Below are 23,387 nucleotides of genomic sequence, written 5' to 3'. Positions count from 1 at the left end.
TGGAAGGGAGAGTTAAACGATGAGCGAAAAAGTATTTATTAGTCCAGGTAAATATGTGCAAGGGAAAAATGTGATTGATAAAACAGGTGAGTATGTTAAGCCATTAGGTCATACTGCCTTGGTTATTGCAGACAAGCTGGTTTGGGAGATTGCAGCCGACCGCGTAGTAAAAAGCCTGGAACAGGCTGATATTGCGGCGGTTAAAATTGAGTTTCAAGGGGAAGCATCCAAAAATGAAGTCAACCGTATTGCGGATCAGGGACGAAGCGCCCAGGTCGACATTGTCATTGGTGTAGGTGGTGGTAAAACGCTGGATACTGCCAAAGCCGTTAATGAACTACTCGGTTCCTCGGTTGTGATTATTCCAACAACCGCTTCTACAGATGCCCCTACTAGTGCACTATCTGTTTTGTACACCGATGAGGGTGCATTTGATACCTATTCCTTTTTCAGTAAAAATCCTAGCTTGATTTTGGTGGACACGAAAGTCATTTCTCAAGCACCGCCTTTGTTCCTCTCCTCAGGCATTGCAGATGCTATGGCGACGTGGATTGAAGCCCGTGCGGTCATTGAAGCTCGCGCAACGACAATGGCTGGTGGTTTGCCAACCTTGGCGGCAGAAGCCATTGCGTCCAAGTGTGAGGAAGTTCTTTTCGATTACGGACTGCAGGCTTACGAATCCGTGAAACGCAAAGTCGTCACACCTGCGCTTGAAGCGGTAGTGGAAGCCAATACGTTGCTAAGCGGTTTGGGCTTTGAAAGCGGCGGTTTGGCAGGCGCACATGCGATTCACAATGGTTTTACCGTTCTGGAAGGAGACATTCATCACCTGACACATGGTCAGAAGGTAGCTTTTGGCACCTTAGTCCAGCTTGCCTTGGAAAAAAGACCTTTGTCCGAGGTGGAGCGGTATATTGACTTTTATCTAAAACTCGATCTGCCTGTCACGCTGGAAGACATTAAGCTCCAGGAAGCTTCCCGAGAGGATTTGTACCGGGTAGCTCAGGCTGCTACCAAAGAAGGCGAAACTGCTCACAATCTACCATTTGCTGTCACAGCGGATGATGTGCTTGATGCGATTTTAGCGGCTGACCAGTATTCACTTGCCTACAAGGCTAAAATTGGACATAGAAACTAACCCCATACGAAATAAAGTAGAATCAAAGGTCGCTGATCAGCGGCCTTTTTCCCATTATTTAACTTGCAGCTTATGTTATGATTTTTATGGTACATAATCAGGAAATGCCGGGAGTATATTTATGGCTCCCCTAAAATTTGAGAGGGGTTTAGCGATGGCAAAATGGAATGTAGAAGATCAAGGTACTCAATATAGTATTGAGTACAAGCGTAGCTTAACTGGCGGAAAAATTATTGTAAATGGAAGCGAGCAGAAGGTTAAAAGCCAGAACGCATTTTTGAACTTGATTGATTTTCCAATTAGATTGAAAGAAAAAGCTGTAAATGTTGTTGTCATTGGCAACAAAGCAGATTTAGCCGTGGACGGTGTGTATCTTGGGTCCAATCAACCTTATGTTCCTGTGAGTAAAGTTCCCGGCTGGAGTTGGGCTTTTGTCGTGGTCAGTTTGGTTATAGGATGGCTATTTGCTGGCATCTTTGGTCTGTGTTTGGGGATATTAGGCAGTATGTTTTATGTGAAATCATCTTTATCCATGCATCAAACCACCAATCGAAGAGTTGTAAATTGTCTTATTGTCTTTTTCATCATCAGCGTGATACAAATTGTTTTTGGAATTGCAGCGAATTCTTGGATTAACACGTTGTAAAATAGATCTAACATAGCCTATAGGATGAAGCAAAAAGGCTCTCCCGCATGAAGCGGTGAGAGCCTTTTTGCCGTGTTAGATCGCCCAATTTCCTTTACGGAAGATAGGTTCCTCAGTACCGTCCTCGGTAACGCCGTTGATGTCCATTTCACCTGAACCGATCATAAAGTCGACGTGTGTCAGGCTGGAATTCAGGCCGTTGGCAGCCAACTGCTCTTGAGTCATATCCTTGCCGCCTTTAAGGTTAAATGCATAGGCATTACCGATGGCCAAATGGTTAGAGGCATTTTCATCAAACAACGTATTATAAAATAAAATATTTTTATCAGAGATAGGTGACTTATGAGGTACGAGAGCAACCTCACCCAGATAGTGTGAACCTTCATCCATTTCTACGAGATGCTGAAGAGTTTCCAAACCGGTCTCTGCCTGTACATCGACAATACGTCCATTTTCAAAAGTCAATGAAAAGTTGTCGATGATATTTCCGCTGTAGCTAAGTGGCTTGGTGCTGCTGACCTTACCGTTCACTCCCGTTTTGAGCGGAGCTGTAAACACTTCCTCAGTAGGCATATTGGCTACAAAAGTATGTCCCTGTTGGTTGACGCTTTCGGCTGCTACCCACAGATGATCTTTTGCCAATTCGATGGTGAGGTCTGTGCCTGGAGCCAGATAATGCAGCTTTTTATAGCGTTTGGCATTTAAAATATCAGATTTGCTGGAAAGGGTTTTCAAATGCTCTTTCCACGCCTCCACGGGGTTATCCAAATCCACACGCACGGTGCTGAAAATGGCATCCCACAGTTTATCCATTTGCTCTGAAGCTGGCAGATCAGGGAATACTTTGGCAGCCCATTCTGCTGAAGGATAAGCAATCAGAGACCAACTGAATTTGTCGGCCATTTGATATTCGCGGTATTGACGTAATTCATGTGAACGCACGCGCTGGGCAGCAGTAATTCGGCTGGACGGAATCCCTTTAAGCAAATCCGGATTTTCTGCAATGACATGCAGTACAGCTGCGCCATTTTCGACCTCTTCAGTCATTTCGGCTGCGTACCATTTGGGAGCAATATTAAAAGTTTCATCAGGAGCTAGTTCATACTGTAATCGAGTAATGGTCTCATCACTCCATTTTACTGTAACCAGCTTGGCTCCGGCAGTATACGCTGATTTGACGATAAGTCTCACGAGTTCGGCGGACAAGATTGGCGCATGAACGATGAGTGTCTGCCCAGGATGTACATTGGCGCCGACCCGAACGGCTAACTCGGCATATTTTTGCAATTTTTGTTGAAAATCTGACATGTAACTTTCCTCCATTTCACGAAAAGCCTTAAACAAGGCTTGGGTAACTTGCACAGTTTTTTTGCAAATTCCACACATAGCTTATATATTGTACAATGTAACGAAAAGGTTCACAAATCAGTTTTGGTACTATTTAGTGAAAATGAAAGGGCGGATAGATGAATGACAGAGCAAAATTCACCTCAGGAAGTGAAAGAAGTACATATTCAACAGGCACAAATGACAAAAGATGAGAATGGTGCTTATCTGGGCCAAGTGGTATTTGGAGTAGACGGACAGAGTTCTGTATATGAAATCACATTCCACAGTAAAAGGGGAAAGGAATGGGATTACAGTCTCCATTTTGCGGGAGAGCCACGGGTGGAGGAAGAGATGCTGAAAATGGATAGCTGGATTGAAGAGAATGATGATTTGTTCGACTATTTGCTAGATACGGCATGGAGTAAATTACCCGAGTAATGTAAACATGGTCTATTTTCGTGACAAGCGGATTATATTTAGCAGTGTCCGCATAATCTGCTGACATGGGGGAAGCCTAAAGGTCGATATTAACAGGAAATTCCATGTGAATAGGAGGGTGAAGCTTTGGCAAATCATCTGTTCACCGAAGGAATGACGGCAAATGAAGAGGCTGCTCCCGATCTCCTGAGCTTACGGACGCTGTTTGTAAATATGTGTTTTATTGGAGAGCCGGGAAGCCGCTCCTGGGTGCTGGTGGATACGGGGATGACAGGATTTACAGACTCGATTATACGCCTGGCAGAGGAACGGTTCGCTGGCCCTCCAATCGCTATTGTGCTTACACATGGTCATTTTGATCATGTAGGTTCGGTTATTGAGTTGGTACAGCATTGGGGTACACCTGTTTATGCACATCCTTTGGAATTACCTTATTTGACGGGAATGAAGGATTATCAAAAACCTGACCCTAGTGTAGAAGGAGGTTTAATGTCGGGCATTTCCTTCTTATACCCCAATGATGCTATAGATCTCGATGATCGCATCACATCCCTGCCCCAAGATGGCAGTGTCCCCGGTGCCCCTGGTTGGAAGTGGCTGCATACGCCAGGACATACACCTGGTCATGTATCGCTTTTTCATGAGCGAAGAAGGTTAATGGTGGCCGGTGACGCTTTTATTACGGTGAAACAGGAATCGGCACTGGCCGTTATTTTACAGGAAAAAGAAATACATGGACCTCCTGCGTATTTTACAACAGATTGGCAAGCTGCGCAGCGTTCGGTGGAAATGCTGGCCAAGTTAAAGCCTGAGATTGCAGTCACAGGACATGGTCATTACATGCGTGGTGCTGAGCTGACAGATCAGCTGGAGCGACTGGCGGGAGATTTTGAGCACATGGCTGTACCCAAACAGGGACGTTATGTGTAGTGATGTGTGAAGGACGATGCCTTGCGGGGCATCGTTTTTTGTGTGGACGTGGAATTTTTTTGCTCAGCATGGTATAGTCAAGCCAAAAGCTAAACGCTTTCATTAAACATCGTCATTTCATCAAGGAGGATTTTTTGATGACACAACAACATGCTGCAATTGGTGATCTTTATTATGGAATACCGGCGATTCGTCTTAAATTTGGACGATATGAAGCGGTTGCCCTGCCGGGAAACGGCGCAAATCTGATTTCTTTTCGTGACAATGAAACGGGATATTCTTTTCTGCGTGAGCCAGATGCTGAGAGCATAGAGGCTTTTAAGCAAAGCCCGTCCGTTTACGGAATTCCTTTCCTGTTCCCTCCGAATCGGTATGAGGATGGAAAATTCCTGTGGAATGGTGTTACATATGAGCTGCCGATAAATGAAGAGGCGACCCACAACCATCTGCACGGCTTTTTACACACTGTTCGGTGGGAGGTTGAGGACTACGGTTCCGGGGAGCAAGGTAGCTATGTGGTAATGAATCAGCATGTAAGGGAAGGACATCCCATGTTCCGCTATTTACCCTTCACCTTTACCATGAAGTTAACGTACAGCCTGGACGAATTTGGCCTGCATCAGCGTTATGTGATCCATAACGAGGGCGATCAACCGATCCCCAACTTATTTGCCTTTCACACAGCGATTCGCGTTCCGTTCGTACCCGATAGCTCGCCTGAGGATTACAAGATTAAGGTCACAATCGGTGAGCGTCGTGAGCTGACGGAACGGTTGTTGGCCACAGGTCAGTTCCAGCCTTTATCTCCGGAAGAGGAACTGCTGAAGACGACGGGAGTTAGTCCTTATTTTGCCTCTATGGATAATCATTACACGGCAGCTCCGCAAAATGGACGCAACTACATGGAACTGACACACAGTAAGACAGGGGCTACCCTCGTATACGATGTAGGTACAGCTTATAAGCATTGGATGATCTGGAATAACAAAGCGAACAAGGAATTCATCTGTCCTGAACCGCAAATGAACATGATCAATGCACCGAATCGTCCGGACCTACCAGCTGAGGAGATCGGATTGATTGCACTGGCTCCAGGCCATATTTTTGAGGCAACCAGCCGTTTGTATTGTATAACACCTAATAAATCGAAATCCTAGCATTTAATTTATCCTTATAAGCCTGTATCGTGTCCAACGGTGCAGGCTTTATTTGGGTATGTAAAGCACAGGTAAGGGCCAATGGGGAAGGAGGAAGAAAAAGGTTGCAGAATGCCAAGCAGTCATAGTATGATACGAAACAGGAGATGATCAGATGAATTTCCCTTTTCAAGCCGTCAAACGCAAGCAAATCGCCGATGAAGTAGCTGAACAGCTGCAACGAAAAATTGCTGCTGGTGAATGGAATGTGGGCACAAAGATTCCAACCGAGCCTGAGCTCATGAAGCTATTCGGAGTCGGGCGATCTACAGTGCGTGAAGCGGTTAGCGTTCTGGTACATGCCGGTCTATTAGAGAAAAAGCAAGGACACGGAACTTTTGTTTGCCAACCGACGACTTCTCAAGAACCATTGGATTACCGTCTAAGCCGTGCTGAAATTATTGAAGTTTATGAAGTACGGAGTGTGTTGGAACTAGAGATTGCCAGATTGGCTGCATTACGTCGTAATGACGAGGATTTACACTTAATGCGTGCGGCGCTGGACCGTCGTGCTGCAACTTTGGCCGCTGGAGATTTGTCTGGGTACTTAGATGCGGATATCACTTTTCACTTGGCTGTTGCCGGAGCTACACGCAACAAGGTGCTTACAGACGTATATGGCAGCTTTGTAGAGGCCATTCGCAAGGCATTGAACAATCTCATTACCGATCCAGCGATGCAAAATCATTTTACTTTGCAGCATGAAAAAATATATGAAGCAATCCGGGATCAGGATGGCAAGGCTGCCGAGCTGTATAGCATTCAACATTTGGACGGCACCAAGCTGGAGCTGCAAAAGCATATGGGAAGTTCATAAATTTTTTTACTCTTAAACATCAGATGATCAGATGAATGATAAAACGGATTTTAAGTCTTCTACTCGAACATCTCCTAAAATCAATCAAAAGGTGGTATCTGTATGCGTAAAATATGGGTGTTGGACACAACGTTAAGAGATGGAGAGCAATCACCAGGAGTTAGCTTAACCAGCACAGAAAAGGTGGAAATTGCTCTTCAGCTGCAAAAGTTAGGCGTAGATCGGCTTGAGACTGGCTTTCCAGCAACCTCGCCTGGTGAGATTATCAGCATGCAGGAGATTGCCAAACAGGTTACCCAAGCAACACTGGTTGGTTTTGCACGCTCGAAGGAACAGGATATTGATGCAGTCAGAGAGGCGCTACAAGGAGCTGAGGATGCCTGTCTTCATTTGTTCCTGGCTACCTCACCCATTCACCGCCAACATAAGCTGCGAATGGATAAAGCGAAAGTATTAGAGACCGCTGCTGCTGCCATTCGTTATGGACGCAAGTATTTCAGCAAGGTAGAATTTTCAGCAGAGGACGCCAGTCGTACCGAGCTGGACTTTATTTGTGAGGTCGTGGATATGGCGATTCGTGCTGGTGCGACAGTCGTCAATTTACCGGATACGGTGGGATATGCCTCGCCGGATCAGTTCGGTGAAATGTTTAGAATTGTAAAACAACAAGTGCCCGGTATCGAAAAAATACAACTTAGCACACATTGTCATGATGATCTTGGTATGGCAACAGCTAACACGCTGGCGGCTATCCGTAATGGTGTAGACCAATTTGAAGGTACCATCAATGGCATCGGTGAGCGAGCCGGAAATACACCTATCGAGGAAGTTGCACTGGCCCTTGACACTAGAACCGAGCTCTATGGTGCACAAACGAGTCTGGTTTTGGAGGAGCTGTATGCCACCAGTCGCCTGGTGAGCAAACGTACGGGGATGTCGGTACCGGGAAATAAGGCCATTGTTGGAGCCAATGCGTTTGCGCACGAGTCTGGTATACATCAGGACGGAATGCTTAAAGAGCGTACAACGTATGAGATCGTGTCCCCTGAGCGTATTGGTCTGAAGACAAGTAAACTTGTATTGGGCAAGCACTCGGGTAGACATGCATTTAAAGAAAAACTGGCGGACATGGGGTTTGAAGCTTTGACGGAGGAACAGCTGCAAGAGGCGTTCCGCAAATTCAAGGACTTGACGGATAAGAAAAAACAGGTGTTGGATGAAGATTTGCTCGTCCTGATGGATGAAAGCCGCAATGCCTCGCCTCAAATTTACACACTGGATTCCATTCAGGTGTCCTATGGCAATCAGTCGGTTCCAGTCGCATCCATTCGGTTGAGTAAACAAGATGGGACAGCAATTGATGAAGTAGCAATGGGTAACGGTTCTGTAGATGCGATTTTCCATGCTATAGACAAGGCCAGTGGTGAAGAGGTGGAGTTGGAGGATTATTCGATCCAATCTGTAACTTATGGCAAAGACGCATTGGGGGAAGTGCACGCCATTTTGAGGCAAGGAGAGTACACAGCTTTGGGAAGAGGCACAAGTACTGATATTTTGGAAGCTAGCGCCAAAGCTTACATCGATGCGCTGAACAAGCTACTGGGCAGAAAAGAAGTACATGCCAAAAGCAATATCACCATTAGTTGATCCTAGTGGTCAGGCTTGTAGACGAATTTTCCTTCTTCCTCCTCTGGCCTTATCGTAAAAAAGCGCTTGCAAAATAAATGATAACATTTGAAATTTAATGTATAATAGGCAAGAGAGATCACCATATTTTGTCTGAATTACATAGGCCAAGAGGAGGAAATGAGTTGAACTACCGCATTGAAAAGGATACGTTGGGCGAAATCAAAGTACCGGCAGACCGTCTGTGGGGAGCGCAAACACAGCGCAGCAAGGAAAATTTCCCGATTGGCTCGGAGAAAATGCCATTAGAGGTCATACAGGCGTTCGCGGTGCTTAAAAAGAGCGCGGCGATCAGTAACTATAAGCTGGGTAAGCTATCACAGGAGAAGCAGGACGCGATTATTTATGCAGCGGACGAGATTCTCGCAGGGCGGGTTGATGACCATTTCCCGTTGGTTGTATGGCAGACAGGGAGCGGAACGCAGTCCAATATGAATGTGAATGAAGTGATTGCTCATCTGGGAAGCCAATGGTTACAAGAGCAGGGAAAAGATACGAAGCTGCATCCCAATGACGATGTGAACATGTCGCAAAGCTCAAACGATACGTTTCCTACAGCGCTTCATGTAGCGGGTGTCATTGCAGTGGAGGATCGTTTGTTGCCTGCCATCGATAAGCTGAAAGAGACTTTTCAACAGAAGTCAGAGCAATTCAAGGATATTATAAAAATTGGACGAACCCATTTACAAGATGCGACACCGCTTACGCTGGGCCAGGAAATAAGCGGCTGGTATGCCATGCTGGACAAGAGCAAGCGAATTATCATCGACACGGTTCAATACATGAAGGAGCTGGCGATTGGCGGTACAGCGGTGGGGACAGGAATTAATGCTCATCCAGAGTTTGGCTCCCGAACCTCTGCGGAAATTTCCAGTTTCACTGGCAAAACGTTCACTTCCGCGCCCAATAAATTTCATGCATTGACCAGCCACGATGAAGTGGTGGCCGTACATGGAGCAGTCAAAGCGCTCGCTGCCGATTTGATGAAAATCGCCAATGATGTTCGTTGGCTGGCAAGTGGTCCGCGTAGCGGTTTGGGGGAAATTACGATCCCTGCTAACGAGCCAGGTAGCTCTATCATGCCCGGTAAGGTGAATCCGACCCAGAGCGAAGCACTGACGATGGTCGTTACTCAAGTAATGGGTAATGATGCAGCTATCGGCTTTGCTGCGAGTCAGGGTAATTTTGAACTGAACGTGTTTAAGCCAGTAATCATCTACAATTTTTTGCAGTCTGTTCAACTGCTGGCCGATTCCATGATTGCTTTTAATGACAACTGTGCGATCGGCATTGAGCCTGATCTCGTTAAAATTGAGCACAATTTGAATAATTCGCTGATGCTGGTGACGGCATTGAATCCACATATCGGATATGAAAATGCCGCTAAAATCGCCAAACTTGCACATGCAAAAGGACTGTCTCTAAAAGAAGCGGCACTCCGCAGCGGACTGTTGACTGAAGAACAGTTCGATCAATATGTTGTACCTGCGCATATGATTCATCCTAAAGCCTAAAGCACGACGATTGTCTCTGCTTAAGCCTTATAAAAATTATACAAACCAGCTCATCGAGTGCGATTTAGCACAGACCATGAGCTGGATTTTTTGTTTTCTCATATATTTTTTTACTTAAGATTAGTATTCTGTGTGATTTGAGGGTATATAGATAGAAGGCGAAAAATTGAACATCCATTTTCAAGATAGGAGAAGCGTATGGAACAGACAACCCTTATAAATTTGATTGTGCTTTTGCTTTCCAGCTTGCTGCTGGTCGGTGTGCTGACTACCAAATTTTCCAGCCGTTTCGGTATGCCTGCGCTTGTTTTGTTTATTGCCGTAGGTATGGTGCTTAGTCAGTTTATTTATTTTGATAATGCCTTTATCACACAGCTGGTGGGCATTCTCGCGCTCATTGTAATCTTGTTTGAAGGCGGGATGCAGACAAAGTTTGCAGACGTTAAGCCAGTTATTCGACCTGCGTTATCATTATCAACGTTAGGGGTCATCATTACGACCGTAGTCATTGGCGTATGCGCCAAGTTTATTTTAGGCGTAAGCTGGATGGAATCCATGCTGTTTGGCGCTATTGTCGGATCGACGGATGCGGCAGCCGTGTTTTCCGTTCTAGGAGGTAAAAACATCAAAAAACGAATTACCTCGACGCTCGAAGCGGAATCCGGCAGTAATGACCCGATGGCTGTATTTCTCACGGTAACATTGATTGAGCTGATACATCACCCTGAGCAATCCATTTGGATACATATCTTGTTGTTTTTATGGGAAATGGGTTTTGGTTTAGTCGTTGGTTTTGTACTTGGACGTATAGGTGTATATGCGATTAATAAAATGAATTTTGATTCATCCGGTTTGTATCCTGTAATGGCGCTGGCATTTGCAGTCTTGACGTATGCGGCGGCATCGTTACTGGAGGCAAGCGGATTGCTGGCGGTTTATGTCATGGCCATTGTCTTGGGAAATTCCGACTTGACCTACAAGCGATCCATTATTCATTTTAACAATGGTTTCGCCTGGATGGTGCAGATTATGATGTTTGTCCTGCTCGGCCTATTGGTCTTTCCTGATCAATTGCTGGGCATTGCGTGGCAAAGCTTGGCGCTCTCCTTCATCCTCATGCTCGTGGCTCGTCCAATAGGCGTGTTCCTAAGCTTGCTTTTTTCCAGGTACTCTGTGCGCGAGAAGACCCTGTTATCTTGGGCAGGACTGCGGGGGGCGGTACCTATTGTACTAGCAACCTATCCTTTACTGGATGAGATGGATGTAGGACCCTTGTTTTTTAATGTTGTATTTTTCGTCGTGCTCACCTCTGCGATTATTCAAGGTACCACTATTTCGTGGCTAGCGGTGAAGCTTGGCTTGATGGACCCTAACGAGACGTCATCTCCTTCACTGCTGGAATTAGTTTCTCTGGGAAAAACCACTTCGGAAATCAACCACATTCAGGTACAAAAAGGGATGTCGATAGCGGGCAAAGCGATTCAGGATATACAGTTGCCTGAAGATATTTTATTCACAGCCATAATTCGGAACGAGCAAATTATTGCCCCGAGAGGCACGACGGTGATTGAACCTGGCGATACATTGTATGTGCTTAGTCCCAAACTCAAGCGTCAGCAGATGAAAGAACTGTTCATGCTACTCGAACCAGAGGCTGCTCCGTAAAAAGCGTAGGGTACTCTTAATTACAGTCCTTCACATTCATGTGGAGGACTTTTTCCTGTATTTTTTTCAGAGTGGATGAATCTGTTAAAAAATTGACACTATCATTCTACAAAATTAGTTTATGATATTGTCGTTAGATGTCGCTGCCTATCGTTACGGATCATTTGATGGGCAATAGTGATGAATAAGATAGAAGTCACCAATAACAGGAGAGATGATAAATGAAACCGGAAGTCTTGCCACAGCGTGCAGCAGCTCGCAGGCAGAAAAATAGAAAAAAGAAACGAAAAGGAAAATTCGGTCGCTTTATACTGCGACTTTTTATTGTATTCCTGTTAGCAGGAATAGGGGGTGGTGCGTGGTTGTTCCTAACGTCATCTGGCAAGGACATGCGCTATTTGGCTGCCGATACGCTGATCACAACCCAACATCGTCACTGGGCGAAGTACTTTATCGGTGAAGCAGAGGCAAAAAAACGTGTGGCTGAATATTCGGCCCGTTTTGAAGCGATGGGTGAAGAGAAGGACAGACATACAATCAATCTACCTGATCTGATACCGACCAAAGTACAACAAACGCCGCTGGTTGAAGTGGAAGAGGTATCGGGCCGTAACTATCATGGCTATGTTATGACGGTGCATGACCCCACTAAAATCCGGCTCGGGGTTCCTTCCAAGGTCGGCCGAGGAGAAAGGGTATCTAGTATGGTCGAGCGTTTAGGGGCTGTTGCTGGCGTAAATGGCGGTGGCTTTGCCGATCCCAACTGGAATGGGAATGGTTTTAAACCGATTGGCGTTGTCATTTCCCAGGGTGAGATATACTACAATGATATGGGTAAAAATGCCTCTGTTCAAATCGTAGGTATTGATAAACAGGGAAAAATGATAGCCGGTCACTATTCGTTGTCCGAGTTGTCCAAAATGAATGTGCAAGAAGCGGTTACTTTTCAACCACGCCTAATCGTGAATGGGAAAGGTCTGATTCGCAATGCAAGCGAGGGGTGGGGAATTGCTCCTCGTACCGCAATGGGGCAAAGAGCAGACGGGGCCATTATATTCGTGACCATCGACGGTCGTCAGCCTGGGTACAGTATTGGTGCCAACTTGTATGATATGCAAAATATTTTGCTTAAACACGGAGCGGTTATCGGTGCTAATCTGGATGGAGGTTCTTCAACGGTGCTAGTCAAGGATAATGCCATTGTGAACAAGCCTTCTTCTGAATACGGAGAGCGGTATTTGCCGACTGCGTTTCTCGTATTTGAGCATCCAGAGACTGTTAGTATCCCGAACATATGGGAAGGTCTGAATCCTGGAGACATTGACGCAGCCAAAAAGAGATAGATTAGGAATGAATAAGTTCATTAAGTGAACGGAGACTGATGACCAGCCAGAGATTCATGGTAAATTAAAAGAAGAAATATACGAGGGAGATCTGGCGACAGCACGCGAAGCGCTAATCCGTTTAGACAGCAGCACTGTCCATCCTTATATAGAAGCACATAATCCTAACACTGAGCTTCTATCCAGTGTCTATATGTTCCCTCAAGGCGAAGCATTGCGCTATTTTACAGTAGGTGGGGGTGTGCTGAATCTGGTTGAAGTGAAGGACGGTTTTCCAGTTGTCACCTATCAAGGGTATGTGGGTGCTCCCTTTGATAAAACATTTACAATGGAATACGATCCGCTGGAGCGTTTTATGGTGAATAAAGCCAAAAATCAGTGGGGAACTTATCCGAAGCTAAATAAGCCGCTGATCTACGAGTTTACTACAGGATGGGGAGACAGCAGCACTACTTATTATGGACGGATTACCACGCTAAATAAAGAAGAACTGCTGGGTACTACGGGTGATCCCGTAACTGGACTCCCGGCTAATACCAAACAAATTATGAAAACCTTCAAGCTGCCGTGGGAATCGCGTACAGATGCCCCAGCAGGCGATGGAATAAGTTAAGAGCAGCAATAGTAAGGAAAATTTAAAAAGCGCGTATCGTTGAAGTAAAGATACTTCCCGGTACGCGCTTTTTTAGATGGAATTTGTACTTTTGTTGCTTCATGCTTGCTTAAGTATCTATTAGGCCTAGTCACAGGGTTGCTGTCATAGACCGCAAAGTAGCAGATAAGTGGAGAGATGATATGAGAAAACAGGAGCAAAGTGTATGCTCCTTATGTTGTTTCTAGGGTCCGCTTCTGAATAGCTCTGTATAAAGAACCTTGTGAAATACCAGTGCCTTCTATAATTTCTTTTACAGAGTATTCCTTACTGTCATACATTCGTAGGGCCAAGGCTATTTTATCCTTGTCGACTTTCGGTCTTCCAAGCTTTTTCCCACGCTTCTTACTTGCTTCCAATCCTTCTTTTACTCGTTCAGCGATGAGATTCCGTTCCAATTCAGCAATCACACACATCATTTGAAACATTGTTCGTGTGTCCATATTCTCTTTTAAGGAGACAAATTGTACTCCTATATCTTCAAATTCTTGAATGATACTTAAAATATCGAGCGTTTTACGACCCAGACGTGAAATACTCTCTACTACAACAATATCATTTGCCCTAATCACATTCATTAAATTCTGCAGACCTTGACGGTCTTTCACTGTACCAGTGAATTTTTCATCAATTATCTTTTCGCAGCCATATTCCTTTAGCATGCTAAGTTGTCTGTCTAGGTTCTGATCAATCGTGGAAACGCGGGCATGGTTTTTGGTAATGTAGTTGTAAAAAAAGAGATGTCGTATGTGCTTGAAGGTGATTAAATGACCTCTCAAACACGTTAGTTATTCAAGAAAAGGGCCAGATAATTGAATAACACTTGGTGGTTAAATTGGATATTTTACACATAGGTTGTTTTCTTTTGGATACCCATTTAGGTACCTAACATTCAGGTACCTAACATTCAGTAGTAGAAATTTGACTGTTTGCACTTCACTTTGGTAAAATTATATGTTAAAGAATTATTATGTAACATGGTTTAGATATCGTACCAGTTTGTGCATATATTCTGATTAGAACGCAATAATATAATGTAGAATAGGTGGAATATCATGAATACTAATCATGATTTTATGGATCATTGGTTAACCATAGACTCTATACAAAATAAAATAAAGAAAGAATTGGAGAATGTCCTGCAAGCGGAGTACAGCTTATCTTTAAAAGAATTCTACGTACTCTACTACCTTTCCAAAGCACCAGACAAAAAGCTCAGATTACAGCAATTGCAAGAGATGATCGGTTTAAGTCAGAGTGCGCTTTCTAGGCTAGTAGGTAATATGGAAGCGAACAGCTGTGGTGCATTAGAAAAGCATGTTTGTACAGATGACCGTAGAGGTTCCTATACTCGCCTAACTGACTTAGGTGAGAAGAAACTACAAAGAAGTTTAGTTTCTTTCCGAGAAATACTAAAATCATATCTCTCTACGGTTAATGTTGAAGGATTAATGAAACAGTTAATAGAAGAGTTATAAAAATTCCTAATCAGTCAAAGTACTCATTTTTCAGATGGAGTACTTTGACTTGACATGGAGAAAATTTAGCGTTAAATTATATGCATGTGTCATGCATTTAATTTAAATAAAAAGGAGTTTTTTATCATGGAACATTTATTTAGTCCTTATAAGATAAAAGGATTGGAGTTAAAAAACCGTATTGTGATGTCTCCAATGTGTCAATATTCGGTTGAAAATAAAGATGGGATCGCTACGGATTGGCATTACCTGCACTATGTAAATAGAGCGATCGGTGGAGCTGGATTTATTATGATTGAAATGACAGATGTTGAGCCTGATGGCCGTATTTCAGACTTTGACTTAGGATTATGGTCAGACGAGCAAATCCCTGCTTTAGCAAGAATTGTAGAAGCTTGCCACCGTTATGGAGCAAAAGTTGGTATTCAAATCGCTCACGCTGGACGTAAAGCAGAAGATGCTGCTGTGCCAGTTGCACCTTCTGCTATTCCATTTGATGAAAATTCAAAAACACCTAGAGCTCTTTCAACAGATGAAGTGAAAGAAATGGTAGAAAAGTTTCGCAAGGCCGTACAGCGCGCAGTAAAAGCAGGATTTGACACAATTGAAATCCATGGTGCTCATGGATATTTAATTCATCAATTCCACTCTCCTTTAACAAATAAAAGAAATGATGAGTATGGAAAGGATCTAACTAAGTTTGGCCGAGAAATTATTGAAGCAGCCAAAGCTGAGATACCAGAAGATATGCCGTTAATGATGCGTATATCTGCTAAAGAATATGTAGAAGGTGGATATGGAATTAACCAAAGTATAGAGTTTACAAAAGAATATCAAAAAGCAGGAGTAGATATCTTTGACATCTCTTCAGGTGGTGAAGGTCCTATTGCTGCTTGGGGAAAACCTGGTACGCATGCTGCTTATCAAGTACCACTAGCTCGAGAAATTAAAAAAGCTCTCAATGTTCCGGTCATTGCAGTTGGAAGATTGGATGCCCCTGCATTGGCAAACGCTGTTATCGGAAATGAGGAGGCAGACCTTGTAGCTGTTGGACGAGGAATGTTACGAAATCCTCATTGGGCATTAGAAGCTGCAGCTACATTAAAAAAAGAAACGACTGTGCCTACACAGTACGCAGATGGTTTTAGAAGATAAGTTGAAATGACAAAAGATAAAAACCTAAAGGAGGAGTATAAAAGATGTCATATATTCAAGACAAAGTAGTCATTATTACAGGATCTTCAAGTGGGATTGGAGAAGCAACAGCGATTCATCTTGCGAAGAATGGAGCTTCTGTCGTTCTAGCTGCCAGAAATGAAGAGAAACTAAAAAATCTAGCAGAGCGAATCAATAAAGAAGGGGGGAAGGCTTCTTACAAGGTGACAGATGTTACCGTCAAAGAAGACGTTCAATCTCTCGTAGACTTTACAGTAGATAAATTCGGAAGAGTTGATACGTTAATTAACAGTGCAGGGATGATGTTGTTCTCCATGTGGGATAACGCTCATGTAGACGAATGGGAAACGATGATTGACCTTAACGTAAAAGGTGTGCTGTATGGAGTAGCTGCGGTCCTACCTCATATGAAGAAACAAGGAAGTGGACAAATCATTAATGTAGGTTCTATTGCCGGTCATGCGATTGGTGAAGGTCATGGTGTGTATAGTTCTACGAAGTATGCAGTAAGAGCAATTACCGAAAGTCTACGTAAAGAGGTATCGGTCAAACATAATATTCAAGCTGTTTTAGTCTCACCAGGTGTCATTGCAACTAATTGGCAGGATACAGTGACAGATGAAGATGTAAAATCTGTACTGGGAGAATTAAATAAGGTAGCTATTGACGTAGACTATGTAGCTGAAACAATTGGATTTGTGGTTAATAAGCCTGCGAACGTCATGATTAATGATGTGATTGTCACACCTACAGCACAGGAATGGTAATGAGGTAATTTGAAAGAAAGACTTCTGATTACGAAAGAAAAGAGAGGTAATTTACCCCACTTGATTTTGTCTATAAGAATTAGACAATAAGTTTTTACACTTATAGTTTGTTTTAAATTGAATAGAGTAAAATAATATCAATATGGTCAGACCATGTTAATATCATTTTTATCACTATAAGATAAATACTCATTTAAATTCATTTTTGGGGAGGTTTTTTCATGAAGGTATTAGTAGTAGGAGCTAATGGTCGAGTAGGTTCACATCTTGTTGATAAACTAGTTGAGAACGGACATTTTGTTTACGCAGGAACTAGAAGGGATAACCTCACAAGCAGTTCGAACAATGTTCGCTATGTTCATATAGATTTATTAGCGAGCCCTGAAGCAATAGCTGAGAATATGTATGATGCAGAAGCTATTTTCTTTGTAGCTGGTTCTAAAGGAAAAGATTTATTGAAGATTGACTTAAATGGTGCTGTTAAAGTGATGCGCGCTGCTGAGCACAAGAAAATAAAAAGATTTATCATGCTTAGTTCAGTTTTTGCCCTAAATCAAGACAAGTGGAAGCAGTCTTTTCTAAAAGATTTAACAAATTATAATATTGCTAAACATTTTGCTGATCATTGGCTAATTAATAATACCAAGCTAGACTATACAATATTACAGCCTGGTGTTTTAAAAGAGGAGCCTGGATCTGGAAAAATAGATGTCAATATTGATTATCCTGGTGAAAATTCTATAGAAAATGTAGTGGATACGTTAGTTCAGAGTTTGCAAGACCCTAATACCATCGAAAAAGTCATCACAATGAGCGATGGTAAAACTCCTATATCAGATGCTTTGCGGAATTTATAAGAATAGCTTTTATATGTGCTAATTAAATAAAACGAGCCTGGGTTAGAAAACTTTATTATCGTTAAACGGACTATTTATAACTTAAGGGGGATTTAGGAAAAATGAGCAAAACAGCAATAAAAGATTACGATGAGATTATTAAAGTGGTGAATAAGTATATAGAAGGTCTTATTTCAGGGAACAAAGAAGTAGCAAAGCAAGCTTTTCATAAAGATGCAACTATGTACGGTTACAATACAACTGATGGCTTTCTAGGAGGACCTATTCAAAACTTATGGGACTTTATGGATAAAGCTGGTCCTGCAATGGATCTTAAATCAAGGGTTGATATTCTAGATGTTGAAGGAACGATTGCTTCTGTTCGTATAAGTTTAGAGAATGATGCATATGGCGAATCATACACTGATTTTCAGCAATTACTTAAACTAGACGGTGAATGGATCATTATTTCGAAGTTATTCCATCTGCATTCGTAAAAAGTAATTTCCAAATAGAATCATAAGCCTGTCTCAAAAATAGAGGACTGTCCACTGTTTTTGAGACAGGAATTAAAACCTTTTAAACAGTCAGATCGGTGATAATTATGGGTAAAAAAGCAGGACAAAACCAATGTAATGCGAATCCTAGACAAGAAGAAGATTACGTATAACTACTATTCCTACGACAGTACAAAGCTTAATTTTATTGATGTCACCATTTAGATGATTATTGGCTTGTCTAGTTAGTGTTAGCTAAAAATTACGGGTAACTTTAAACGTGGTAACATTCGGAACTTTCGGTCTATTAGCCTTTATAAATGTAAGAGTTTTCATAAAGGGTCCAGAAATAAAAAAGCCTGATATACAAGAGGGGATGGTGAGATAATCCTCTTTTTTCTTTTTATTGAACTAAAAGAAGGAAATTTACGGTATTCAAAGGTTTTAGAATATCTTATAATTTAAAAAACAGGTGTAGATTTGAAACAAAGTACCGTTTATAAAAAAGATGTACCGTTTTAATGAAAGTTATACCGTTTGCAAAAAAGTTACGATGCTTTACCCCTTTGGATAAGATTATCTAAGGGGTGTTTTTTAGTGAATTGAAAAGTACATCTGAATTAAAAGGTGAATTAAGGAACTGTTGAGTGACAACATAGTTGTTCCGTTAAAGGGCCAGATTGTGGAGCAAAACTTTTAAAGGGAATTGGATATTTAAATTAAAGTGTAGAAGCAATAATTGTATAAAGAAATCCAATTAACTTCCTTAAATAACCATTTGTTTTATTTTCGAATTAATATATAATAATGCTAATTAATCTAATTTTATTTAAATTCTATGAAGAGAAAGAGTACGTTATTGTTTCTGTTCCAAAGAGAGCTGGTGTTTTGCTGAAAACCAGTGTTCAGATAATAACCGAAAATCATCTCTGAGAAGTAAAGCCGAATGTTTAGTAAGCTTTATCGGTATCCACCGTTACAAGGGACAACGTATGATTGTACGTTTGTAAAGGGTAATAAAGTGTTATTCAAACATTTTATTAAACAAGAGTGGTACCGCGAGTTTCAATCTCGTCTCTTACTGAGACGGGATTTTTTTTTAGGATGTTTTTTTTACAATAAGAATTTAAGAAAAGCAGGTGAAGGCGTAATGAAGACGCTACTATTTGTAACAGATTTATATTATGAAGCAAAAGGAAGAAACTATTATGAAGAGGATTTATTTCTTACTTCTAAACTTAGAGAAGCCTTTAATTTGGTCATCTGTCATCCTGAAGATATCGAAGCATTTGAAGATCATGCTGATTTAATTGTTTTCCGAAATGCAGGTCCAGTCGCAAATTTTAAAGACAAATATGAAGCGTTCCGCAACCGAATTGTTTCTAAACATTTAAACACATATAATTCGTTTGATGGGAAGGCTGATATGAACGGAAAAGAATATTTAATAGAACTAACAAATGCTCATTTTCCTGTTATTCCAACGATTGATACGCTTGATTCCCTAAATAAACTCCCTAATGTAGACACGTATATCGTAAAGCCGAAAGATGGAGCAGATTCTATCGGGATGGAATTTGTTACGAAAGATGAATTGAGTGAAAAAGTTAATTCACAATCGAAAAATACATTGGTACAACCATTTATCAATTTTGAATATGAAGTCTCATTTTATTTTATCAACAAAGAATTTCAGTATGCTCTTTATGCACCGGATAAAGATAAAAGATGGGAATTGAAAGAGTATGTACCTACGGAAGAAGATTTAGCTTTTGCTAAACGTTTCATTGACTGGAATAATCTTGACTGGGGGATTCAACGAGTTGATGCCTGTCGAAGCGAACAAGGGGAGCTTTTATTAGTCGAATTAGAAGATTTAAATCCCTATCTTTCCTTATTAGAATTATCTGAAGAGACACGTCAGAATTTTGTAGAAGCGATGAAAAAATCATTACAAAAAGCTCTTCAGGTTTAAATTTTTACTGTTCTTATAGAACTATACCAGCTAATATAAGCATCTTAGTTATTCCATTATAGGGCGCGATTGTGGAGTATCAAAGGTAGAAAATGATCAAACTTTTTTATAAAACCGAAACTTAAATCTGTAGAATAAGAATCCATTTTGATCAATCTTTTTTTCAAAGTGGATTCTTATTATTTACCGTAAAAAATACGAGTTTGTGAGGTGTTTTTGATCAAACTTTATTTCAAAGCAACACTTTTATGAAATTTTTAGATTGATTGGAATTCTCTTATTCATATTTAATTTAAATGTCCCATATGGATTCACATGGTTATAAAATAAAGGTGTTAATCCTCTAAAGTCTTCGGGAGTCATCCTCTTTAACCAATACTGATTGTTATTATAGAGAATCTCTTGAACCATTAAAGTATTGATATAAACTAAGCAGTTTTGAAGCAATTGGAGCGATAATGCAGATACTTCTTGGTCTTCTAGAGAATTGAACCGAATTTCGCTATTCTTTCCATAAAAAATGTAATTGTTAACAGAATTCCAATGTTCAACGGTATTTAGTCCTTCATGGATTTCTCTACGAACTTCCTCAAAATGCAGATAATCACATAAGAAAATGGTTTTTATCGCTTTCCCTAACTCACATAAAGCTTGGTAAGTCGGGTGCTTCGTATCTCTCGTAAATCGCTTTAAAATAGCTTCTGCTGATGCAGTTCCTAACCGTAAAGCAGTCGCAAACTTAATGATTTGCTCATATTGTTGACGGATGAGATCCCAGTTAATGGGCCTACTTAATACAGGTTGTAAGTGAGGATATTCCTCATTCATTCCGGCTTCAGGACGATATAATTTTTGAGAGCCAATATTTTTGAAGCGTGGCATCAGCTTAAAATCAAGCAAATGACAAAAGGCAAAAGCAACGACACTTTGTCCATGCGTGTCTACATAATTTCGGTCTATTTCCATGTCTGTACAATGACGAAGAACACCCTCCATCATGGCTGCAACTTCGGAGGAAAGACAAGTTTTAAGCTGAGAATAGATACATGCTGACTTGCGATCTGTATGCCAATATATCATGACTCCATGTCTTTTATAACGAGGATGCCATTCAGTAAGAAGGTTTTGATCCCACGATCCAAAATGTTTTGAATCGGAAGCGCAGGCGGTAGTAGCTTCCCCCTACACCTCTTTTATTCGATGGTAAATGATTTGCTTGGTAACCTCTGCATTGGCTTTTCGCAAGTGATCTTTATGAATAAATTTATTACGGATATACTGAAGTTCACGATAGCTATCTTGGTTATTTCCAGCAGAGACAGCTTTTAAACCTGTATTTGTTCCCAATCCAAATAGACTGAGAAGTAGCCGACGTTGAATCGTTTCCTCATCTAAAATAGACCGGTCCGCTGTAGTTTTAAAGTGCTTGGTGAATCCAGTATGAAAGTCTGTTTCTTTTAATAAATCTAAGAGGTTGATATTGGACCAACGGTTTCTGATCTCCTGTTTAATCATAGACAAATGTGGAGGTTCGGGCTGCTTTTCTAGCGGGGTAACACGAATCCATCCCTTGTTATTTCTGCTGGTAATCGCAACTTTATCGTTGCTCTTATCTTCAAAGCCTTGGTTCAGTAAATAGAGCTTATCTTTCATCAGTTGTATAATGTCCGAAATAAAAGGCTCTACATCGAGTGGCGCTTTTAGCGCTTGGAAATATTCTTCTTTGTGTTCTTCAAAATCTTGGGGCAGGTCTTCATCAGGATTTCGATATCGGTCAGCGCCCTCAATCCAGATTTCCTTACACCGAAGTCGCGTGCGAAGGGATTGTAAAACAGCAATCTCATAATTAATTCGGTTAACTCTCTCTATCCCCTTGCTATCTTCCTCAATAATGATATCCTTCCACTTAGGCTGAATGACTCCTTCAATAGGAACTTCGTCCCCAACTGCAAAAAAACGCTGACCACTTTCACTGTATTCTTGAATAAGTTGAAGAGCTTCAATGATAGGTTGATGGGATAGATTATTAGACTTAAACGTAAGGTTTTTTAGGATATCACAGAGAGCTCTCCTATAGTGCCCTCGATAGGAAGAGTGCATCTTTATATAAATTTTTTCTTTGTATTCTCGGTTGTTTCTTGTCATGTCTTTAATAATATCCCGAATGGTGGAAGAGCTTACGATTGGATATAAAGTATCTTGAATGATTCCATCTGGATGATCAACTGTTGCTTTTAATAAGTTGAGAATGTGTTTATTTTTCCCCTGTACTTTTTCTAACTCTGCCACTGTTTCATTACGGGTTGTATTCTTTGCTTTATTTCCAAACTTAAGCGTGATTTCATCTAACAAATCAGCTAAATAATCGATGATTTCAGCTTGGCGATGCCAAAATAAAATAGCAAGTAAGGTGTAGCGAATAGGCATTGGGTGTGCACGCAATTCTGTTACTGTCTCAGTAGCTGCACGAAGCCGATATTTCTTTATTAATTTTGGAGTCAAATGATGAAATAAACCATCTGGAATTTGAAGGTGTCGAATAGCCAATAATTTCTTAACTTCCATCTCCATTGTATTGACACTTGGTTTACGAGGGGAAGAAAGTAGGTGCCGAAAAGCTAAAATGTCCCTTTCCTCTTCATCAGATTCCCCCTTATCATGGGAGTCTAATAAAGAATCTAATCGAGCGCATGTCTTAGAAGATAATTGCTGATAGGTTTCTTGGTAGAAACCCTTTTCAAAGGTATCAATAGCAGAATCAATTATTCGGTTCAATCTCCCGGCAGAAGGTGGTTCAACTTTCCACTTGCGAAAAAGACTATATGCTTGGTTTTTTAAATAGTCTGTATCATGTGTAAATGGAACCTGTTCTACTAACCATTGTTCTAAACGTTCATTATCTTTACGGGTAAGTTCCTGAAAACCGAAGAAGTCTCGAATTTGCTTTCTATGGTAGGTGTAATTCCTTTCTTCAGCTCCCCAACGATATTGGTCGAATAGATCAGGAGACAGCTCGAGTTGCTTTGCAATATACTCAACAACAGGCCTTGGTATGTCACTTCTTTTGGTTGGGAATCTAGCCTCATGCTGAAAATACTTTAATAACACCGTAAAACCAAGACGGCTCGCACCAGTTTTGTTACCGATTAATTTACGCTCGATGTTAACCAAAATAAAATGTTCTAACAGCTCGTCTTCTGTCCAACTCCTCTTCATGTCTGTCTCTCCCTATATATGTAATATTTTTACCTATACTGTTAGTTTAGGTAAAAATAAACATTAAAAAGCCTTATTCGGCCTATAT

19 protein-coding genes, 1 pseudogene and 1 other annotated feature are annotated in these 23,387 nt (G+C 41.4%); of the genes and pseudogenes, 17 read left to right on the top strand and 3 right to left on the bottom strand.

All coding sequences use genetic code 11. The features are described 5' to 3' along the window. Positions 1-19 precede the first annotated feature (19 nt). Positions 20-1,138 (top strand): glycerol dehydrogenase, encoded by a 1,119-nt coding sequence (locus ACUUJN_RS13885; protein WP_484668602.1) that lies wholly within the window; start codon positions 20-22, stop codon positions 1,136-1,138. Between the two features lie 154 nt (positions 1,139-1,292). Beyond that, positions 1,293-1,784 (top strand): hypothetical protein, encoded by a 492-nt coding sequence (locus tag ACUUJN_RS13880; RefSeq protein ID WP_023988880.1) that lies wholly within the window; start codon positions 1,293-1,295, stop codon positions 1,782-1,784. Between the two features lie 75 nt (positions 1,785-1,859). Here the strand turns inward: ACUUJN_RS13880 and ACUUJN_RS13875 are convergent, their stop codons facing one another. Further along, complete coding sequence (locus ACUUJN_RS13875) at positions 1,860-3,092, bottom strand: aminopeptidase (protein WP_025722749.1); 1,233 nt, start codon at positions 3,090-3,092, stop codon at positions 1,860-1,862. Positions 3,093-3,254: 162 nt separating this feature from the next. On the opposite strand from ACUUJN_RS13875, the gene ACUUJN_RS13870 reads away from it, so the two are divergent. The 9 genes from ACUUJN_RS13870 (at position 3,255) to ACUUJN_RS13830 (ending at position 13,315) form a co-directional block, all read left to right on the top strand. Continuing rightward, positions 3,255-3,551, top strand: coding sequence for a hypothetical protein (locus ACUUJN_RS13870; RefSeq protein ID WP_484668601.1), 297 nt, complete (start codon positions 3,255-3,257; stop codon positions 3,549-3,551). Positions 3,552-3,677: 126 nt separating this feature from the next. Continuing rightward, the gene (locus ACUUJN_RS13865; RefSeq protein WP_484668600.1) at positions 3,678-4,481 is read left to right on the top strand and encodes an MBL fold metallo-hydrolase; all 804 of its coding nucleotides are present in this window, start codon (positions 3,678-3,680) and stop codon (positions 4,479-4,481) included. A gap of 137 nt (positions 4,482-4,618) precedes the next feature. Next, a complete protein-coding gene (locus ACUUJN_RS13860) occupies positions 4,619-5,638 on the top strand; it encodes an aldose 1-epimerase (RefSeq protein WP_013310435.1) in 1,020 nt (339 codons plus the stop codon). A 154-nt stretch (positions 5,639-5,792) separates the two neighbouring features. Next, positions 5,793-6,494, top strand: a complete 702-nt coding sequence (locus ACUUJN_RS13855) for a FadR/GntR family transcriptional regulator (RefSeq protein ID WP_023988876.1) — start codon at positions 5,793-5,795, stop codon at positions 6,492-6,494. A gap of 102 nt (positions 6,495-6,596) precedes the next feature. Next, positions 6,597-8,141: a 2-isopropylmalate synthase gene (locus ACUUJN_RS13850; RefSeq protein ID WP_484668599.1), complete on the top strand. Its 1,545-nt coding sequence runs from the start codon at positions 6,597-6,599 to the stop codon at positions 8,139-8,141. Positions 8,142-8,305: 164 nt separating this feature from the next. After that, the gene (gene fumC, locus ACUUJN_RS13845) at positions 8,306-9,694 is read left to right on the top strand and encodes a class II fumarate hydratase (protein WP_484668598.1); all 1,389 of its coding nucleotides are present in this window, start codon (positions 8,306-8,308) and stop codon (positions 9,692-9,694) included. Between the two features lie 198 nt (positions 9,695-9,892). Further along, positions 9,893-11,359, top strand: a complete 1,467-nt coding sequence (locus ACUUJN_RS13840) for a potassium/proton antiporter (protein ID WP_023988873.1) — start codon at positions 9,893-9,895, stop codon at positions 11,357-11,359. 221 nt (positions 11,360-11,580) lie between these two features. Then, positions 11,581-12,702: a phosphodiester glycosidase family protein gene (locus tag ACUUJN_RS13835; protein WP_023988872.1), complete on the top strand. Its 1,122-nt coding sequence runs from the start codon at positions 11,581-11,583 to the stop codon at positions 12,700-12,702. Between the two features lie 241 nt (positions 12,703-12,943). Next, complete coding sequence (locus ACUUJN_RS13830; RefSeq protein WP_340958607.1) at positions 12,944-13,315, top strand: hypothetical protein; 372 nt, start codon at positions 12,944-12,946, stop codon at positions 13,313-13,315. 212 nt (positions 13,316-13,527) lie between these two features. Here the strand turns inward: ACUUJN_RS13830 and ACUUJN_RS13825 are convergent, their stop codons facing one another. After that, complete coding sequence (locus ACUUJN_RS13825) at positions 13,528-14,076, bottom strand: recombinase family protein (RefSeq protein WP_279834136.1); 549 nt, start codon at positions 14,074-14,076, stop codon at positions 13,528-13,530. Positions 14,077-14,409: 333 nt separating this feature from the next. Here ACUUJN_RS13825 and ACUUJN_RS13820 point away from each other — a divergent pair, with 333 nt between their 5' ends. The 6 genes from ACUUJN_RS13820 (at position 14,410) to ACUUJN_RS13795 (ending at position 20,083) form a co-directional block, all read left to right on the top strand. Continuing rightward, complete coding sequence (locus ACUUJN_RS13820) at positions 14,410-14,832, top strand: MarR family winged helix-turn-helix transcriptional regulator (RefSeq protein WP_023988869.1); 423 nt, start codon at positions 14,410-14,412, stop codon at positions 14,830-14,832. Positions 14,833-14,958: 126 nt separating this feature from the next. Beyond that, positions 14,959-15,987 carry an NADH:flavin oxidoreductase/NADH oxidase gene (locus ACUUJN_RS13815; protein WP_023988868.1) on the top strand — a complete coding sequence of 343 codons (1,029 nt, stop codon included), beginning with the start codon at positions 14,959-14,961 and terminating at the stop codon, positions 15,985-15,987. Positions 15,988-16,031: 44 nt separating this feature from the next. After that, positions 16,032-16,775, top strand: coding sequence for an SDR family oxidoreductase (locus tag ACUUJN_RS13810; RefSeq protein ID WP_023988867.1), 744 nt, complete (start codon positions 16,032-16,034; stop codon positions 16,773-16,775). 221 nt (positions 16,776-16,996) lie between these two features. After that, a complete protein-coding gene (locus tag ACUUJN_RS13805) occupies positions 16,997-17,632 on the top strand; it encodes an NAD(P)H-binding protein (protein ID WP_484668597.1) in 636 nt (211 codons plus the stop codon). Between the two features lie 101 nt (positions 17,633-17,733). Beyond that, a complete protein-coding gene (locus tag ACUUJN_RS13800) occupies positions 17,734-18,108 on the top strand; it encodes a nuclear transport factor 2 family protein (protein ID WP_023988865.1) in 375 nt (124 codons plus the stop codon). An 829-nt stretch (positions 18,109-18,937) separates the two neighbouring features. Next, positions 18,938-19,190: a binding site (T-box leader), on the top strand. A gap of 68 nt (positions 19,191-19,258) precedes the next feature. Further along, a complete protein-coding gene (locus ACUUJN_RS13795) occupies positions 19,259-20,083 on the top strand; it encodes an ATP-grasp domain-containing protein (RefSeq protein ID WP_340958606.1) in 825 nt (274 codons plus the stop codon). Between the two features lie 246 nt (positions 20,084-20,329). Here ACUUJN_RS13795 and ACUUJN_RS13790 read toward each other — a convergent pair. Next, positions 20,330-23,299, bottom strand: a pseudogene (locus ACUUJN_RS13790) (Tn3 family transposase). Positions 23,300-23,387: the final 88 nt, after the last annotated feature.

Source organism: Paenibacillus sp. LRG-1 (assembly GCF_057220305.1).
The sequence above is the reverse complement of the archived record's forward strand: the minus strand, read 5'-3'. Positions and strand labels throughout refer to the sequence as shown.

Bases quoted from the DNA above. Each gene is read 5' to 3' on its own strand.
- ACUUJN_RS13885 (WP_484668602.1), top strand. From the start codon at position 20: ATGAGCGAAAAAGTATTTATTAGTCCAGGTAAATATGTGCAAGGGAAA.
- ACUUJN_RS13880 (WP_023988880.1), top strand. From the start codon at position 1,293: ATGGCAAAATGGAATGTAGAAGATCAAGGTACTCAATATAGTATTGAG.
- ACUUJN_RS13875 (WP_025722749.1), bottom strand. From the start codon at position 3,092: ATGTCAGATTTTCAACAAAAATTGCAAAAATATGCCGAGTTAGCCGTT.
- ACUUJN_RS13870 (WP_484668601.1), top strand. From the start codon at position 3,255: ATGACAGAGCAAAATTCACCTCAGGAAGTGAAAGAAGTACATATTCAA.
- ACUUJN_RS13860 (WP_013310435.1), top strand. From the start codon at position 4,619: ATGACACAACAACATGCTGCAATTGGTGATCTTTATTATGGAATACCG.
- ACUUJN_RS13855 (WP_023988876.1), top strand. From the start codon at position 5,793: ATGAATTTCCCTTTTCAAGCCGTCAAACGCAAGCAAATCGCCGATGAA.
- ACUUJN_RS13850 (WP_484668599.1), top strand. From the start codon at position 6,597: ATGCGTAAAATATGGGTGTTGGACACAACGTTAAGAGATGGAGAGCAA.
- ACUUJN_RS13840 (WP_023988873.1), top strand. From the start codon at position 9,893: ATGGAACAGACAACCCTTATAAATTTGATTGTGCTTTTGCTTTCCAGC.
- ACUUJN_RS13835 (WP_023988872.1), top strand. From the start codon at position 11,581: ATGAAACCGGAAGTCTTGCCACAGCGTGCAGCAGCTCGCAGGCAGAAA.
- ACUUJN_RS13820 (WP_023988869.1), top strand. From the start codon at position 14,410: ATGAATACTAATCATGATTTTATGGATCATTGGTTAACCATAGACTCT.
- ACUUJN_RS13815 (WP_023988868.1), top strand. From the start codon at position 14,959: ATGGAACATTTATTTAGTCCTTATAAGATAAAAGGATTGGAGTTAAAA.
- ACUUJN_RS13810 (WP_023988867.1), top strand. From the start codon at position 16,032: ATGTCATATATTCAAGACAAAGTAGTCATTATTACAGGATCTTCAAGT.
- ACUUJN_RS13805 (WP_484668597.1), top strand. From the start codon at position 16,997: ATGAAGGTATTAGTAGTAGGAGCTAATGGTCGAGTAGGTTCACATCTT.
- ACUUJN_RS13800 (WP_023988865.1), top strand. From the start codon at position 17,734: ATGAGCAAAACAGCAATAAAAGATTACGATGAGATTATTAAAGTGGTG.
- ACUUJN_RS13795 (WP_340958606.1), top strand. From the start codon at position 19,259: ATGAAGACGCTACTATTTGTAACAGATTTATATTATGAAGCAAAAGGA.